The organism is Thermodesulfobacteriota bacterium, assembly GCA_026415035.1.
Lineage (GTDB): Bacteria > Desulfobacterota > BSN033 > BSN033 > UBA1163 > RBG-16-49-23.
Genome location: JAOAHX010000006.1, coordinates 100,184 through 117,080 on the forward strand (window position 1 = coordinate 100,184; position 16,897 = coordinate 117,080).

At 56.1% G+C, this 16,897-nt stretch carries 14 protein-coding genes and 5 tRNA genes; all 19 read left to right on the forward strand.

Features of this window, described 5'->3' with window-relative positions:
• The first annotated feature begins 19 nt into the window (after window positions 1–19).
• Entirely contained in the window at window positions 20–400 is a 381-nt protein-coding gene (locus N3G78_05655; GenBank protein MCX8117404.1) for a TraR/DksA family transcriptional regulator, read from the forward strand.
• 4 nt (window positions 401–404) lie between these two features.
• Window positions 405–1,781 (forward strand): tetratricopeptide repeat protein, encoded by a 1,377-nt coding sequence (locus N3G78_05660; GenBank protein ID MCX8117405.1) that lies wholly within the window; start codon window positions 405–407, stop codon window positions 1,779–1,781.
• A 27-nt stretch (window positions 1,782–1,808) separates the two neighbouring features.
• Entirely contained in the window at window positions 1,809–2,537 is a 729-nt protein-coding gene (locus N3G78_05665) for a ComF family protein (GenBank protein ID MCX8117406.1), read from the forward strand.
• 14 nt (window positions 2,538–2,551) lie between these two features.
• Window positions 2,552–6,058, forward strand: a complete 3,507-nt coding sequence (locus tag N3G78_05670) for an AsmA-like C-terminal domain-containing protein (protein ID MCX8117407.1) — start codon at window positions 2,552–2,554, stop codon at window positions 6,056–6,058.
• Between the two features lie 138 nt (window positions 6,059–6,196).
• On the forward strand, window positions 6,197–8,341 hold the full coding sequence (gene nrdD / locus N3G78_05675) for an anaerobic ribonucleoside-triphosphate reductase (protein MCX8117408.1): 2,145 nt from the start codon (window positions 6,197–6,199) through the stop codon (window positions 8,339–8,341).
• A 74-nt stretch (window positions 8,342–8,415) separates the two neighbouring features.
• Window positions 8,416–8,694: a thioredoxin family protein gene (locus N3G78_05680; protein ID MCX8117409.1), complete on the forward strand. Its 279-nt coding sequence runs from the start codon at window positions 8,416–8,418 to the stop codon at window positions 8,692–8,694.
• Window positions 8,695–8,802: 108 nt separating this feature from the next.
• Window positions 8,803–9,483 (forward strand): anaerobic ribonucleoside-triphosphate reductase activating protein, encoded by a 681-nt coding sequence (locus N3G78_05685; GenBank protein MCX8117410.1) that lies wholly within the window; start codon window positions 8,803–8,805, stop codon window positions 9,481–9,483.
• Window positions 9,484–9,519: 36 nt separating this feature from the next.
• Window positions 9,520–10,362: a hypothetical protein gene (locus N3G78_05690; protein ID MCX8117411.1), complete on the forward strand. Its 843-nt coding sequence runs from the start codon at window positions 9,520–9,522 to the stop codon at window positions 10,360–10,362.
• Window positions 10,363–10,627: 265 nt separating this feature from the next.
• Complete coding sequence (locus tag N3G78_05695; GenBank protein ID MCX8117412.1) at window positions 10,628–11,878, forward strand: CBS domain-containing protein; 1,251 nt, start codon at window positions 10,628–10,630, stop codon at window positions 11,876–11,878.
• 116 nt (window positions 11,879–11,994) lie between these two features.
• The gene (locus N3G78_05700; GenBank protein ID MCX8117413.1) at window positions 11,995–13,251 is read left to right on the forward strand and encodes an Nramp family divalent metal transporter; all 1,257 of its coding nucleotides are present in this window, start codon (window positions 11,995–11,997) and stop codon (window positions 13,249–13,251) included.
• Window positions 13,252–13,418: 167 nt separating this feature from the next.
• Window positions 13,419–13,796 (forward strand): response regulator, encoded by a 378-nt coding sequence (locus N3G78_05705; protein ID MCX8117414.1) that lies wholly within the window; start codon window positions 13,419–13,421, stop codon window positions 13,794–13,796.
• Window positions 13,797–13,931: 135 nt separating this feature from the next.
• Window positions 13,932–14,008, forward strand: a tRNA-Arg gene (locus tag N3G78_05710).
• An 87-nt stretch (window positions 14,009–14,095) separates the two neighbouring features.
• A tRNA-His gene (locus tag N3G78_05715) sits at window positions 14,096–14,172 on the forward strand.
• A 4-nt stretch (window positions 14,173–14,176) separates the two neighbouring features.
• Window positions 14,177–14,253 (forward strand) — tRNA-Arg (locus tag N3G78_05720).
• Between the two features lie 29 nt (window positions 14,254–14,282).
• Window positions 14,283–14,358, forward strand: a tRNA-Lys gene (locus N3G78_05725).
• A gap of 8 nt (window positions 14,359–14,366) precedes the next feature.
• Window positions 14,367–14,453 (forward strand) — tRNA-Leu (locus tag N3G78_05730).
• Window positions 14,454–14,510: 57 nt separating this feature from the next.
• The gene (tig, locus tag N3G78_05735; protein ID MCX8117415.1) at window positions 14,511–15,788 is read left to right on the forward strand and encodes a trigger factor; all 1,278 of its coding nucleotides are present in this window, start codon (window positions 14,511–14,513) and stop codon (window positions 15,786–15,788) included.
• 38 nt (window positions 15,789–15,826) lie between these two features.
• Window positions 15,827–16,426, forward strand: coding sequence for an ATP-dependent Clp endopeptidase proteolytic subunit ClpP (clpP, locus tag N3G78_05740; GenBank protein ID MCX8117416.1), 600 nt, complete (start codon window positions 15,827–15,829; stop codon window positions 16,424–16,426).
• Between the two features lie 28 nt (window positions 16,427–16,454).
• Window positions 16,455–16,897: AAA family ATPase (locus N3G78_05745; GenBank protein ID MCX8117417.1), on the forward strand; the 443-nt coding region annotated here is incomplete at its 3' end.

Sequence of the window (16,897 nt, forward strand, 5' to 3'; positions counted from 1 at the left end):
GAAGGTGGTAAGAGGAGACATGGACGAAAAAGAAAAGATGGAAAAGTTGGATCAAAAGACCATGGCGCGCCTCAAAAAACTACTGCTCAAAGAGAGGGAGCAGATCGTGGGAGAGGTGAAACAGACCTATACCTCCTCCCAGGAGATGGGCCAAGATGGGATTCAGGATATCGGGGACGAAGCGGCCAACATCTATAACAAACAGATCCTCCTCAGCCTGAACGAGAACGAACGGATGAGGCTTCAAGAGGTGGACGAGGCTCTCGACCGAATGGCCAGTGGCACCTATGGCATCTGTGAGGAGTGCGGGGAGCCGATCAGCCTGAGGAGGCTCGAGATCCGGCCCTGGGCCAAGTATTGTGTCGCCTGTCTCTCCAAAATGGAAAAGGGGTTGATTTAGTTTCATGCTGACAAAATTGCTCATTCTGACGATCTTAGGGCTCGTCTCGGTCTTCTGCTGGCTCTCCCTGACCAATCCCCTCGACGTGGAATTCCAATGTTTCGGGAGGACCTTCCAAACGGATCTCTCCACGCTGATGATCAGCTCCTTCGTCCTGGGAGGGCTGCTCGTCTTCATCGCCATTCTGGCCCGGGATGCCAAGCGGGCCCTTGAAAATTATCGTCAGGCGAGGCGGAGGCGGAAGGAGCAGGCGATCAAAGAAGAACTCAATAAGGGCATGGAGGACCTCTTACGCGGTCACCTGGGCAAGGCCAAGGCCCATTTTATCGAAGTGCTAAAGGAAGACCCCTTTCAGAAGGATCTTTACCAGAGGTTGGCCGAGATCTCCGTGAGGGAGTCGGATGATCCAGAGGCCCTGCGCTGGCTCGAGCGAGGTCAGTGGATCGATCCCAAGAATGTGGAGATTCTGATCCAACAGGCCGAGATCTATCATCGGATCGGCCGGGCGGACGAAGCGATTCGGGCCTTGCAACGGGCCGTCCGCCTCGATGAGGCCAACCTCCGGGCCTTCAAAAGGCTTCGGGAGATCTACCGGGAAAGGAAACAATGGGGGGATGCGATTCGAACCCAGAAATCGATCTTGAAGTTGGTGAAAGGAAAAGAGGCGGAAGAAGAGGAGTTCCATTTCTACCTGGGACTGAAGTATGAGTATGCGGAGGACCTGTTGAAGCAGGGGGAAGAGGGGCTCCCGGAGGCCCTCAAGGTGGCCAAGGAGATCGTTCGAGAGGAGAGGACCTTTGAGCCCGGGTTCGTCCTGTTGGGGGAGATCTATCTCCGGATGGGCAAATGGGCCTCCGCGGGAAAGGTCTGGGGGAAGAGCTTCCGTCGTTTCCGATCGATCATCTTTCTTCTGCGATTGGAAGACCTCTATCTCAACCGGGAAGACCCCGGATCCCTTCTCCGGATCTATCAGAGGGCCCTGAAGGAAAACCCGGACAACTGGATGCTCGCCTTCTTCTATGCCAAGCTCTGTCTGCGGCTGGAAATGCTGGATGAGGCCCTTGAAGAGATTCAGGCCATCGGCCTGAGACAGAGGGACTTTCCGGCCCTCCATAGGCTCCTGGCGGAGATCTATCTCCACAAAAAGGACTTCAGCCGGGCGGCCCAGGAGTTTGAAAAGACCTTCGAACTGAGCGGAACCTCCTATCTTCCCTTTGTCTGCAAAGTGTGCCACAGGGAATCCCCAAACTGGGTCGCCTTCTGTCCCCAGTGCCAACGGTGGTCCACCTATACCGTTAAAGAGGTAGAAAAGGCAACCTCTCCCCTGCCCCCTCCCCGGCCCTTCTCCCAGGAGGCTTTCATCTCGCTCGAAGAAAGATAGAAGGGTTCACCCCCCAGGCGGAAAGGGATGCTCAACCTGCCCAAGAGGCTCCTCCAGTTTCTCCTCCCCTCCCAGTGCGTCGTTTGCGAACGATTCCTGGAGGTCGAACAGGAAGGTTTCTGTCCGGAGTGTTTCTCGCAGATCCGGTGGATCGGCCCACCCTTTTGTACGTGCTGTGGCATGCCTTTCCCCTCGGAGGAGATCGAGTCCCATCTCTGCGGTCCTTGTTTGACGGAAAAAAAGTATTTTACAATGGCAAGGGCCTCGGGCAGTTATGAGGGGCCTCTCCGGGAGGCGATTCATCGATGGAAGTATGAAGGCAGGGATAATCTCACCCCCTTCCTGGGAGAGATTTTGGTCGGGACGTTTCATCGCTACTGGGACGTCTCCTCTTTCGACCTTCTCCTCCCCGTTCCCCTCCATCCCAAACGATTGAGGGAGCGAGGGTTCAATCAGGCCCTTCTTCTGGCCAAGCATTTGCACCGGAGAACCCGGATCCCTTATAAGAAGGGGCTTCTGAGGAAGCGGATCGCCACCCCTCCCCAGATCCAGCTGAGCGGCAAGGAGCGGGAGAAGGCCGTCAAGGGTTCTTTCGTCATCCGCGACGAGGAAGCCATTGAAGGAAGGAGGATCCTCCTCATCGACGATGTCTATACGACCGGGGCGACGGTGAACGAGTGTTCAAAACTACTGAGAAGGGGGGGCGCCGAGCGGGTCGACGTGCTCACCCTGGCTCATGCCCTGAAACGTTCTTGATCGCGAGGCTCTGAATGGCGATCTCTCATCGCCGAAAATTTTTGATTGGGTTATCGATTCCCATCCTTTTCGTCGGCCTTTTTCTGGCCTTGGGCCTCCCCTACCTTCTTCGGCCCGAGTATTACCGGCACAGCTTCCAGAAGCTCCTGACCGATCATATCGGAAGAGAGGTGACCTTTGGGAGGGCCACCATCGGTTTTTGGGGCGGCCTTGGGATCGCCTTGGACGATTTCCGGATTCGAGACCGTTCGAAATCCTACGATCTCCTCCAGGCCCAACGGTTGATCGTAACGGCCAAAACCCTTCCCCTTCTGCTCAGACGAGAGTTGAGGTGGAAGCGGTTGACCCTCGAAAAACCGGTCGGTCGGTTTCACCGGGATCGCACCGGAAGGCTCAATTTCCTCGACGCCCCTTCCGAGGGAGAGACCCTGAGATCGACTCCTCTCAAGATGGTTGAAACCTTTGCCACCCTCTTCGGCGGGACCCTCACCCTCCGGTCCGGAGAGTTCTCCTTTAACGACGAATCCTTCGAAGATGGGCCTTTTCTCATCGTGATCAGGAACCTCGATTTACGCCTCTCGAAGATCGCCAGGGATAAACCTTTTCCTTTTCGTGTGACAGGGGAGGTGCTCCATGGCCCGAGAAAGGGGACCTTCTCCCTCTCCGGTACAATGGAGGGGTTGCCGGAAGACTTCGACCTCCTAAGGGGGAAAGTGAGGGCCGAGGGGGAATTGAAGGGAATCGAGGTCTCTCACTTTTGGCCTTATCTCAAAAGACTCCTTCCGATGAAGAGGATTGCAGGGGTCCTCGATCTCAAGGCCAAATATCAGGGCTCTCTCTCCGGGCCCTTCATCGCCTCGGCCAAGCTCCAACTCAGAGAGGTCACCTACGATCATCCGCAGGCGTTCGCCTACGTCTTCCACCCCAAATGGATCCAGCTCGAGGTGAACGGGAAATACGACAATCGAACATTGGAGATCCCGGCCTTGTCGATCGAACTTCCCGAGATCAAATTGAGGGCAAAAGGAAGGATCTATGGAGTGGGGACGAAGGAGATGGGGATGGAGGCCATGGCCTCGAGCAACGTTTTCGACCTTGCAGAGGGGAGGAGGTTCATTCCCTTCCGAATCATCACCCCGAAGGTCTCCGACCCCCTATTCCGGGCGGAAGGCAGCGGCCAGGTCCAGATCCTCTCCGTTAGGGTTTCGGGAAAGATCCCCGAGATCGATCACTGCGATGAGCCGAAAAACGCCCATGTGCTCTCGGTGGAAATGAAGGTCCACAACGCCCGGCTGAAACTCCCCTGGAACCTCCCTCCTCTCGAAGAGCTCAAGGGGCACCTCCTGTTTAAACAGGGTCATCTCCATCTGAAGGAGGTGGCAGGAAGGGTCTTTCATTCGAAGATCGAGCAGGCCGAAGGGATATTCTACGAGCTTTTACAGGTTCCCACCCTTGAGGTGAGGGGCCAGGGTCAATTTCAGATGGCCGACCTCCCTGCCCTGTTACAAACCGAGGTGTTCGCGGAGGATCGGGAGACGAGCGATCTTCTTGGGTCCCTTTCCTCCCTTTCTGGCACGGCCAACTATCAGCTCCAAGTCCGTGGGAGGCTCAAATCTCCTCTCAAATTTAAGCATCAAGGGAGCTACCACCTCTTCAGGGTGCGCCTCGTCCACCCTCAAATCCCCTTTCCCCTCTCGATCGGAGAAGGGAAGGTAGGCCTCTCCAATGAAGAGGTCGAATGGTCGGAAGTAAAAATGGACGTCGGGACCTCTTCTCTCCTCCTCCACGGCTCGATCAAGAGGGGAGGCCCTTTTGAAGTGTCGGTCAGAGGAAAGATCGATCTGCCTCACCTCCATTCCCTGATCCGATCTCCGCTCTTTCCACAGCAAGTCCGTCTGAAGGCCGAGGAGATTCAAGCCCTTTCGGGGTCGGGACAGGCAAGCTTCAGGGGAGGAAGGCCGGCCCCTCTTCAGCCGTTTTCCTATGAGTTTCATTTCGCACCGAAGGAGGCCACCCTTCTTTTCAAGGGGGCGACCCAACCGATCCACCTTCGGGAAGGCACCTTCTCTCTCTCTAACGCGGGGGCCACCTGTTCGAAATTAAAAATCCAGTTTTTGAACTCCACGCTGCTCCTGGACGGAACGGTGAGAGAAAACGGGCTGAACCTCACGGCCTCCGGTTCGATCCATCTCAAAAACATCTCGGATCTGGCCAAGATGACCCTCATCCCCAAACCGCTCCGGACCCTGCTCGATGAGGTGAAGGAACCTCAGGGAAACGCAGAGCTCCGTCTGCACTGCCAGGGCAGGATGGAGCAGGGGATGGACCTCCTCAAAGAGGGTGAGATCGTGCTGAAGGGCGTCTCCTTCGGCCACAGGGCGCTTCCCGTTCCCCTCTCTTGGATGGAAGGAAAGGTCCTCTTCTCTTCGCAACAGATTCGACTGGAGGGGATGAGGGGAAAGCTGGGCGATTCTCCGGTTCACCTTTCTCTCGGCATCTCCCGGCTGATGGAAGGGGCAGGAGAGACCGGTTCGACCCTGGGTAGACGGGTCCAGATCCATCTTGCGTCTTCCCAGCTCCATCTCGACCCCATCTTCCCCGAAAGGGAGGACCGAACCCCCCTGTCGTTCGAGAAGGTAAAAGAATGGCTTTCCCGCTTGATTCTTGAAGGCAGGGTGGAGATTGAAAAAGGTAGATACAGGGGAGTCGTCTTTCAAGACCTGAAGTTTGAGATGAAGACGGTCAATGGCCGTTTAACCATCCGGCCTTTCGAGATCAAGGCGAACGGGGGCATGCTCTGGGGCGAGGCCTGGGTCCAACCCTCAAGGGGAGGGATTCAATTCGAGATGAGACCCCGTCTCTCCTACATGGAGGCGCCCCCCCTTCTCCACACCCTTCTCAAAAAGGTCGAAGGAGAGAAGGTGCCGGTGACAGGAAGGCTCTCCATCGATCAGGTCCTGCTGGCTGGAGAGGGCGGAAATTTTCAAGAGATAAAGGAGTCTCTGCAGGGAAGGCTCCGTTTCGAATTGGAGAACGGGGTGATCGAGAGGGCGAACATCCTTTCCAAGATCTTCTCCCTCCTCAACGTCTCCCAGCTCTTCAAAGGGAGGCTTCCCGATCTGAAGACGAGGGGGCTTCCATACCATCGGATCACGGCAACCTTCAAGGTGAAGGAAGGGGTGGCCTTTACCGAAGATTTTCTGGTCGATAGCGATGCGATGAGGATTACGGCCATAGGAAAGGTGGATTTCGGAAAGAACCGGATCGATGCGAAAGTGGGGATTCATCCTCTGGGCACCGTCGATACCATCCTCAGCCACATCCCGATCGCAGGGTATATCCTCACAGGAAAGGATCGGGCCTTCCTCTCCTATTTCTATGAGGTGAAAGGGGATCTCGATGATCCCGTCATCGAGGCCATCCCCTTCAAGATGATCGGAGAAGGAGTGGTGGGCCTCTTCAAACGCCTCCTCGAAACTCCCCTGAGGCCTTTTCTTGGGAATAACAGCGATAAAAAATGAACAAATGTTTTTTTTCACAAGGGCTCCTTTCCCTTGACAAATAACAAGATGTTGTTGTAGTCATTATTGGTCACACTAAATATAGCCTATTCCTGACCCTCTTACCGACCAATCCTGAATTTCAAGGTGGACTGAAAGATGGCAGAGATCATCGAGATGAGAGAGGAACGTAGAGAGCTCAGAGGCGAGTTAGACACCACGGACATGGCCCTCTTCGTCCGGACTTCCGAAGAGTCGATGCACGACTGGAATCGGCAGAGGATTGTCGATGCCCTCCTCAGGGAGACCTATATCGACAGCGATACGGCCAGGGAGATCGCCCGGGAGGTGGAGGACCTCATCTTCACCTCCAAGATCAAGATGATCACCGCTCCCTTGATCCGAGAGCTCGTCAACACCAAACTGATCGAACGAGGTCTCGAGGGTGCGAGGAAGATGCATACACGTCTCGGAATGCCCCTTTACGATGTGGACCAGCTCATTCTCCACCCTAACAAGGAGAATGCCAATGTCCCTCACGGTCCTGAGGCGACCAACCTCACCCTCGCCGAGAGGATTAAAAAGGAGTATGCCCTGCTTTCGGTCTTCTCCCAGGAGACGGCCGATGCCCACATGCGGGGGGACATCCATCTGCACGACCTCGGCTTTGTGGATCGTCCTTATTGTAGCGGTCAATCCCTCGAATATATTAAGCGTTTCGGCCTGAGCCTGCCCAATTCCATTGCCATGGCCAAGCCTGCCAAACATCCGGAGGTGCTTCTGGCCCACATGGTGAAGTTCGCCGCTGGGCTTCAGAGCAACTTCGCAGGGGCGATCGGATGGGATGCCGTCAATCTCTTCTTCGCCCCTTATCTGGTCGGGATGTCGGATCGGGACCTGGAGCAGTTGGCCCAGATGTTGATTTTCGAATTCTCCCAGCAGGCCGTGGCCCGGGGGGGACAGGCCATCTTCACGGATATCAATCTTTACTGGGAGGTGCCCAAACACTTCGAGGATGTCCCTGCCATCGGACCCGGGGGGGCCTATACCGGCAAGAACTACGGCGACTATCTGAAGGAATCCCAGCGGTTTGTCTGGGCCCTTTTCAATGTCTTTATGGACGGGGATGGCTCTGGGAGGCCCTTCTTCTTCCCGAAACCCCTCGTCCACATCACGGAGAAATTCTTCCAGACGCCTGGTCACATGGACTTTCTCCACCATATCTGCGAGGTGGCCACAGAAAAGGGAAACACCTATTTTGTCTTCGACCGGGGGGAGACGGCGAAGATCTCCGAGTGCTGCCGCCTCAGCTTCAAGCTCGAACAGTCCGATCTCCAGGAGGCCAGAGAGCCTTGGAAGATGCGTTATTGCGCCCTTCAGAATGTGACGCTTAACCTGCCCAGGGTGGCCTATCTTGCCAAGGGAGAGGACACCCGCCTCTTCTCCAAATTGACCGAATTTGTCGAGATCGCGGTCAAGGCCCATCTGGAGAAGAAGGCCTTCATCGAAAAACTTCTCTCCCTCGGCGAAAAGGGCCCGCTCGCCCTCCTCGCCATGAATCGGGATGGCTCTCCCTATCTGCGGATGCACCGGGCCAGTTTTCTCATCGGGATGGTCGGCCTCAACGAGCTCGTCCAGATCCATACCGGCCAGGAGATGCACCAGTCCCGTCAGGCCTTCAAGTTCGGGTTGAAGGTGATCGCCCACATGAAATTGCTGGTTGATAAGTTGAGCCAGCGTCACGGAATGCATTTCGTTCTCGAACAGACCCCTGCGGAATCGACCGCCTACCGCTTTGCCAAGCTTGACCTGAGGTACCATTCGCCCCTTTCGGGCCGCATCGTCAAAGGCGACCTTTCGAGAGGAGAGGTTTATTATACCAATTCAACCCATCTGAACGTCTCCGCAGTCCTCAATCCCATTGAGCGGGTGCGACAGGAAGGCCTCTTTCATCCTCTGATCGAGGCCGGAGCCCTCACCCATCTCTGGCTCGGCGAGGCCAGGCCCTCGAAGGAGTCGCTGGCCAACTTCGTCCTCAAGACCTTCCGGCAGACCCAGAACGACCAGATCGCCTTCTCCCCGGAGTTTACCACGTGCAATGCCTGTAACCGGACAAGCCGGGGGTTGAGGACTGCCTGCGCCTATTGCGGATCGACCGAGGTGGATGGCATCACCCGCATCACCGGTTACTTCACCAAGCTCTCCAGCTGGAACAAAGGAAAGCTCGGGGAGCTTCGAAATCGTTATCGGAACCAAGGCTTTCTCGAAACGACCCAGGAAGGGACCGCGCTGAGGGCTGGATAGGGTCCGAAGGGCTCCCCTTCCAACCCATGGAGACCATTTCCATCCCGGGAGGATCCGGGGTGAGGAGATCACACATGGAACGCGTCAAAATCTTCGTCAAGGCCAACTGTCCAAGATGTCCGGCGGCCAAGGAGATCGGGAATGCTTTGAAGAGCGAGGGCATATCGGTCGTCCATTACGACCTCGATACCATCGAAGGCTTAGCCGAAGCCTCCTTTCACAGCATCCTCGCCACGCCCTCGTTCATTGTCGAGGATGAAGAGGAGAGGGAGGTGGCAAGCTGGCGGGGTGTGGTCCCCACCCTCCATGAGTTAAAACAGCACCTCTCCGCAACCCGCCACTCCTTCCCTTAATCCGCGGACCCTGAAATCGAAATACCACCGAGGCTGCAGGGAACGTCGTCGACCCCTCGGCCCCCTGTTTGGGTTTGAGGAGGCCTGGACGTTCAACCCCGATCGGTCATGGTCGATATCAAGGGATTTTTAGAAACCTCGTTTGTGGATTGGCCGGGGAAGATCTGTTCGGTTCTCTTCCTTCCCCGGTGCAACTTCCGTTGCCCCTATTGTCACAACCATGGCTTGATCCTCCATCCCGATCGATTCGCCTCGATCCCGATCGCCGAGGTCTTCCGCCGGCTCGCTTCCTTCAAAGGGTGGATCGACGGCATCTGTCTGACCGGGGGAGAGCCGACCCTCCACCCTGATCTTCCCCTTTTGGTGCGTCAGATCAAGGAGAGGGGATGGGCGGTCAAACTCGACACCAATGGCTCCAATCCGAAGATGCTTCGAACACTGATCGAAGAGGGAGGGATCGACTTTGTGGCCATGGATGTGAAGGCACCTCTGGACCCCTTGAGTTATGGCCGCATCACCGGCCGTCGCGCTGACCTCGAGGCCATCCGGGAGTCGATCGCCCTCCTCAAAGAGAACCGGGTCGAATATCAATTCAGGATGACGGTCGTTCCTCTTTTCCATACCGAGGGAGAGGTCCGGGCCCTCGCCCAGCAACTTCGGGCCGGATCTCGCTTGATCCTGCAGAACTTCAACCCTGCCGATCCCCTGGACCCTTCTCTAAAGAGGTTGAACCCTTACGACCCTAAAACCCTGAAAGAGATGGAGCGGATGGTCCATACCTTTCTTTAAGACCGGCACCCCGAGGGGAGGAGGGGACTTTTCGAGATGGCAAGGGATCCTAAAGCGAGATATGCCGAAAGCCTCGAGAGGGCCCTCCAACACAACTACGAAAAGTTGAAGGAGATGGTGGACGATTTTAAAGGGCTCTGCATGGTCGTCACCCCTGAGCGGGTGCCCCCCCAGGATATCATCACTAATATCCGAAAGCTCTATAAAGAGATCCGTGACCGCTTGGCTGAGATCAGGGCGATTCAGCAGGTCCTCCAAGGAAAATACAGGCAGTACTACCGACGGGACGGACTTCGGGACAAATCGCTCGCCGAGATCGGATTTCTGACCAAAAATCTCTATTCGAAGTTCGAATTCATCCTCCATCAGAAACAGGCCTTGGAGCGCCAAAAAGAGGAGGCTCAAACAGAAGGCAAGCCCTTCCCATCCCTCTGGTTTCGCCTCAGAGACCATCAGGTCACCTTCATCAGGAATCTGAGGCTCCTCAACGAGTTCACGTACGAAGATCCTTCGAACCAAGGCATCCCTGAGAGACGGGCGGTCCAACCCGAAAAAGGAGGACAACTGACCCTTTTCACGTTCAAGGGCGATCCTGAGATCATCCATCGGATCCACACCACTCTCACGTTGAGGGAGCACGATATCCTCGAACGGTATGCCCCGGACGAACTTCGGGGGCTGCTCCTCCATCTCCGGTCGGTGGATCCCGTCGAGCTTCAGAGGATCTTTCAAAGGATGCTCGAAAAAACGGGGGCCTTCGGACTTAAAGTCCTCCTCATCCCGATCCGCTCCGACAAGGAGCTCGAGAGGGACCTCCTCCGAAGGATCCAGAGGACCCTCGAGGCGATGGAGGAGGGAGGGGTTTTTATGCTGGAATGACCCCCCTTATCCCCTTTTGACCTTGAAAGGCGTGGGCGCCCCTTTCTTCAAAGCCTCCCTGGGAGGTTTGACAGCTTCGATATAACTCGTTATAAAAGGACCGAAGCACGCGACCAAGGGCCTGCTACAAGACATCGTTCCTCAAGCGGCCACTTCTCATGAGGTTCCCCCGCGACCTCTCGAAAGGGGAAGGCGCGGGGCTCCTTCGACCTTCAGAGCCCTCTTGGAATCTGCCCCGCCAGAGGGGGCAGGAAGTTCTTCGAACATGGATCAGAACCTGAAACAGTTCTATTTCCTCAGTGATTTCCTGAACCGGAAGGCCTATGACCCATCCGGGAAAAGGGTGGGGAAGGTCTATGATCTCGTGGCCGAGAGGGTGGAACCCTATCCGATGATCCTCGGCCTGGTGATCCGGACCACCGGGAAGAGAAAGGCCGTTCTCCTCTGGGAGAAGATCCTTCAGATCGAACCTCGGATCGTCCTCTCCGAAGAGGACCTTCTCGAACTTTCCGAATTTCTGGCCTCGAGAGATGTGGTCCTCCTTCGAGAAGAGGTGATCGACAAGCAGATCGTCGATACCTACGGGGCCAAGGTCGTCCGGGTCAACGATCTCCATCTCCTCAGGGTGGACTCGAAATTACGGCTGGTCCACGTCGATGTGGGGTTCCGGGGGTTGATGAGGAGGGTCGGATGGGAGAGGGCGACCGATTGGGTTCTCGATCTTCTATTCTCTTACAGACTGCCCAATCAATTCATCTCGTGGAAATATGTCCAACTCCTCTCCGGCTCCGACCTGCTCCACCTCAGCGTCTCCCAGAAGAAACTCTCCCACCTCCATCCGGCCGACTTAGCCGACATCATCGAGGATCTGAGCAGTCGAGAACGCTCCGCCATCTTCCACGCCCTCGATCCGGAGACGGCTGCCGAGACCCTTGAAGAGATCGATCCAAAGATCCAAAAGGCCTTGATCGAGACGATCCCTTTGGAGAAGGCCTCGGATATCGTGGAAGAGATGTCCCCCAGCAATGCGGCCGATCTCCTGGGGGACCTGCCGGAGGAAAGAGCCGAGGAGATCTTAGAGGGGATGGAGCAGGAGAAGGCCGAGGACGTGAGAGAGCTCTTGACCCACCCTGAGGAATCTGCTGGAGGGCTGATGACGACGGCCTATCTCAGCCTCTCCCCGGACATCACCGTGGAGGCCGCCATGGCCCGTCTTAAGGCTGAAGCGCCTCACCTGGACATCATCGATTATATCTACGTGGTGGACGAGGAGAGGGTCTTGCAGGGCGTGATCAGCATCCGGGACCTCCTCACGGCCCAGCCCCACCAGCTTTTGTCCGAGATTCAGACGCCGAGGGTGGTCAGCGTCAAGTTAGACGCGGACCAGAACGAGGTGATCGATGCCTTTGCCAAGTATGGGTTCAGGGCCCTTCCGGTCTTAGACGAAGAGAACCGGTTAAGGGGGGTCATCGGTTTTCGAAGCGTCCTCGATGTGCTGGCCCCCGATGCCGGTTAGCTCCACAGAACCTTTGACGTCTTTCCTCACTCCTGCCCTCAATCGCCCGATTCCGACCGCTCCGCTTTCGGAATTTTGGAGAGGGGGGGAGGGGGTGATCCCAAAGGTAAGGAACCATGTCCGAAACCCTCCGTTGGATCTCCAGTTCCAAACGGTCCCTTTGGAGAACCGTCGGGCTCTTCTTCATCCTGATGGGCCCGGGCATCATCACCTCCAACGTCGACAATGACGCGGGTGGGATCACCACCTACTCCCTGGCCGGCGCCCAGTTCGGCCTTAAACTCATCTGGTCTCTGGTCCCCATCATGATCGTCTTGATCGTCATCCAGGAGATGTGCGCGAGGATGGGGGTCGTCACGGGCAAAGGGCTTTCAGACCTGATCCGCGAGAAATTCGGGGCCAAGATCACCTTCTATTTGATGATCGCCATGTTTCTGACCAACATGGGCAACGCCATCTCCAATTTTGCGGGAGTCGCTGCCGGGATGGAGATTTTCGGAGTTTCCAAAATGGTCTCCGTCCCTCTGAGCGCCTTTCTGGTCTGGTGGATGGTGGTCAAGGGGACCTATAAATCGGTGGAGAAGGCCTTCCTCGTCGCCTGCGTCTTCTATGTCGCCTATATTATTACGGGAATCATCGTCAAGCCTGACTGGGATCGGGTGATCGATCAATTCCTGAATCCCCGGCTGGACCTCCGGCCTGAAGAGATGACCATGGTGATCGGCCTGGTGGGCACGACGATCGCTCCCTGGATGCAATTCTATCTTCAGGCCTCGATCGTGGAAAAAGGGATCAAAGTCGAAGAGTATAAATTCGCCCGCTTCGACGTCATCATGGGGTCGGTCGTCGTCCATATCGTAGCCTTTTTCATTATCCTCGTCTGTGCGGAGACCCTCTTTAAACACGGCATTCATATCGAAACGGCGAAGGACGCAGCCCTTTCCCTTAAACCTTTGGCCGGAAAATACTGCACCTACCTCTTCGCCTTTGGCTTGGTCAACGCCTCTCTCTTCGCGGCCTCCATCCTCCCCCTGTCGACGACCTATCTCATCTGTGAGGGCCTGGGCTGGGAGGTCGGGCTCGACAAAAAATTTATGGAGGCACCCCAGTTTTATGGGATCTATACCCTGATCATCCTCTTGGGTGCCGGGATCATCCTCTACCCCGACATCCCCCTCATCCCCATCATGTACTTCTCCCAAGTGGTCAATGGGATTGTCCTCCCTTTCATCCTGATCTTTATTCTCCTTCTGGTCAATGATAAGAAACTGATGATGGAACACACCAATGGTCCCATCTTCAACTGCATCGCCTGGACCACCGCCATCCTTTTGATCCTTTTCACGCTCACCCTCTTCGTCCTCATGGTCTGAGGGGAGGCCTCCCCCGGAAATTTCGATTAAAATCCGTTTAGGCTTTGCCCCTACCTCATTGACAAAAGGGAGAGAACTGGGTAGGATTGTCCCATCATGTCCCTGCCCCGGGGCCGGCGATTTTGCATCAGGACGGGTGCCGAAGAGAATCTCAAGGGGGAGGCTACATGGGGTCCAAGAGGATTTTGGTGGTAGATGATGATGAGGTCATCCGAAGGCTGTTACGGACCTACCTGACCCAATCGGGATATGAGGTGACGGAGGCCGAAGACGGTCAGAAGGCCCTCGAGAGACTCGGACAGGAGAGGTTCGATCTTCTCATCTGCGATGTCATGATGCCCCATAAAGATGGTTGGGAGGTGGTCAGGGAGGTGAGATCGAGGCCGGAGTTGAGCGAGCTACCCATCATCATGCTCACGGCAAAAGGGGATGACTCCGATATGTTCAAAGGATATGAGTTGGGAGCCAATTACTATATGACCAAACCCTTCACAAAGGCCCAGCTCCTGTATGGGTTGAAACTGATGTTCGAAGAAACCCCATAGCGAGCAGGGGCGAACCATCATCTACCTTTTTTTTCCATAAGTTATATGACGATCCCCTCCTCTTTACACTGGCCGAATTAAATCTTATAATGGGCCTTGATGGAAAGCTTCAAAAATCCTATACTTAGATCTCAGGCGCCTGTAGCTCAGCTGGATAGAGCTACGGACTTCTAATCCGTGGGTCGGGGGTTCGAATCCCTCCAGGCGCGCCAGATCCCGAGGGGGGAGGGCCGACCCGGGGTTTGGCCATTACGGGTTTGGGTTTTGTGCTTTGGAGTTCGTGGGATAGATATAAGACGGTGAGTGTAGCTCAGTCGGATAGAGCACTGGGTTGTGGCCCCAGCGGTCGAGGGTTCGAGTCCCTTCACTCACCCCAAAAAGCGCCCGTAGCTCAGTTGGATAGAGCGTCGGACTTCGAATCCGCAGGCCGTCCGTTCGAGTCGGACCGGGCGCGCCAGGACATCCGAGAGGTCTCATCGAAAGGGTGAGCCGTTAGCTCAATCGGTAGAGCAACTGACTCTTAATCAGTAGGTTGCAGGTTCGATTCCTGCACGGCTCACCAAATTCTCTGCCGGGGTGGCGAAATGGGCATACGCGCGAGACTTAGGATCTCGTGGTCGAAAGACTGTGCGGGTTCAAATCCCGCCCTCGGCACCAAGGTCATGAGGCCATGATCTCCGGCGGGGCAAAAAGCGAGGGAGAGGCCAATTCTTCATGAACGTCACGGTCGAAGAGATCAACTCCGTCAAGAAGAAGATCAACGTCGAGATCCCGGACGAAAGGGTGGCCCAGGAGATGGAGGCCATCTATCGGGAGCTTGGAAAACAGGCCAGGATCAAGGGATTCCGGCCGGGGAAGGTTCCCAGGGCCATCTTGGAGAGGTATTTTAAAGATTATATCAAGTCCGAGGTGATCCAGAAACTGATCCAGGAGACCTATTCGGTAGCGCTCTCCGAAAAGGGACTCCAACCCGTCTCGCCCCCGGTGTTCGATCCCGGGGATCTGGAAAAAGGAAAACCCTATACCTACTCGGCCACCGTGGAGGTCAAGCCCGAGATCCGCATCGAAGGCTATACGGGATTGAAGATCCAGGGAAGAAAGGAAGAGGTGACCGAGGAGGAGGTGGAGGAGAGGCTCAAGGGATTACAAGAACTTCACGCCCAACTGAGGACGATTTCCGAATCGAGGCCGGTCCAGGCCGGAGACCATGTCATCTTCGACTACGAGGCCCGCAGGGACGGACAACCGCTCCCAGAAGGAAGGGCGATCGACTTCACCGTCGAGGTGGGAAGCGGCCGGTTCATCCCCGCCCTTGAAGAGAAGATGATCGGGATGCGGCCCGAGGAAGAGCGAGAGATCGAGGTCTCCTTCCCCGAAGATTATGGATACAAGAAATGGGCGGGCCAGACGATCTCTTTCCGCATCAAAGTCAAGGAGATCAAAGAAAAGGTCCTCCCTCCTCTGGACGATGAATTTGCCAAGGACCTCGGGGATTACGACTCCCTGGCCGCCTTAAAGGCCCGATTGAAGGAGGAGCTCGAAAAGGAGAAGGCGGCCAAGCTCGACCGGGCGTTGAAAGACCAGTTGATCGAACACCTGCTGGAGGCGAACCGGTTTGACATCCCCGAAACCCTGGTGGAGGAGCAGGTCAAGGCCCTCCTCTCCGATACCCGCCTGCGTCTGGCGGCCCAGGGGGTCGCCTGGGATCAGCTGAACCTCTCGGAAGAGAAACTTCGGGATGATTACCGGGAGGTGGCGAAGAGGCAGGTCCGGACCTACCTGATTTTGGAAAAGATCGCCGATCAAGAGGGGATCCGGGTGACGGACGAGGATGTGGAGGAACGTCTCCGGTCCATTTCCGAGAGGACCCATCAGAAGTTCGACGTGGTGAAGCGATACTACGAATCGAATGGCCTGATCCCGGATCTTAAGGCCGGTATTCTCACCGACAAGACGCTCAATTTTCTGCTGAGCCGGGCCGAGATCTCCTGAGGGCTCAAGCGATAGATCGCCGGCGAGGAAGGGAAACGATGACGCTGATACCGATCGTCATTGAGAGGGACGGCAGGGGGGAGAGGGCGTACGATATCTACTCTCGCCTGCTGAAGGAACGGATCATCTTTGTGGGGACGCCGATCAACGACGATGTGGCCAATCTGGTGATCGCCCAGATGCTCTTCTTGGAGTCGGAAGACCCGGACAAAGATATCCACCTCTACATCAATTCCCCGGGGGGGTTGGTCACCTCTGGACTGGCCATTTATGATACCATGCAATATATCCGTCCCAAGGTGTCGACGATCTGCATGGGACAGGCTGCCAGCATGGCTGCCCTCCTCCTGGCGGCTGGAGAGAGGGGAAAACGATACGCCCTGCCCCATTCGAGGATTCTCCTCCATCAACCCATGGGAGGGTTCCAGGGACAGGCCACGGACGTGGATATTCAAGCCAAAGAGATCCTTCGACTCCGGGAGGAGCTGAATCGGATCCTCGCCAAACATACCCAACAACCCCTCGAAAAGATCAGCGCCGATACCGAACGGGATTTTTACATGAACGGGCAGCAGGCCAAGGAGTACGGGATTATCGACGAGGTGGTGGTCCAGCGTCCCGTTCGCTCCCAAGGGTAATCCGGGAGAACATCCCAGGGAGGAAGCGATGAAATCGAACAGCGGGAGCTATGGAAGCGTTTTGCACTGTTCCTTCTGTGGAAAGAGCCAGGATGAGGTGAGGAAACTCATCGCCGGCCCCACGGTCTACATCTGCGATGAATGCATCGAACTCTGCAACGAGATCATCGCGGAAGAAGCAGAAGAGCGGTTCGTCCCGGGGCGATTGACGGTCCCCAAACCGATGGAGATCAAGGCGAAACTGGACGAGTATGTGATCGGCCAAGACCATGCCAAAAAGATCCTATCGGTCGCGGTCCACAATCATTATAAGCGGATCAATTCCCGGGTCCTCTCCGGCAGCGACGTGGAGCTCCAGAAGTCGAATATCCTCCTGATCGGGCCGACGGGGTCCGGCAAGACCCTCCTGGCCCAGACCCTGGCGCGGATTCTCGATGTCCCGTTCACCATCGCCGATGCCACCTGCCTCAC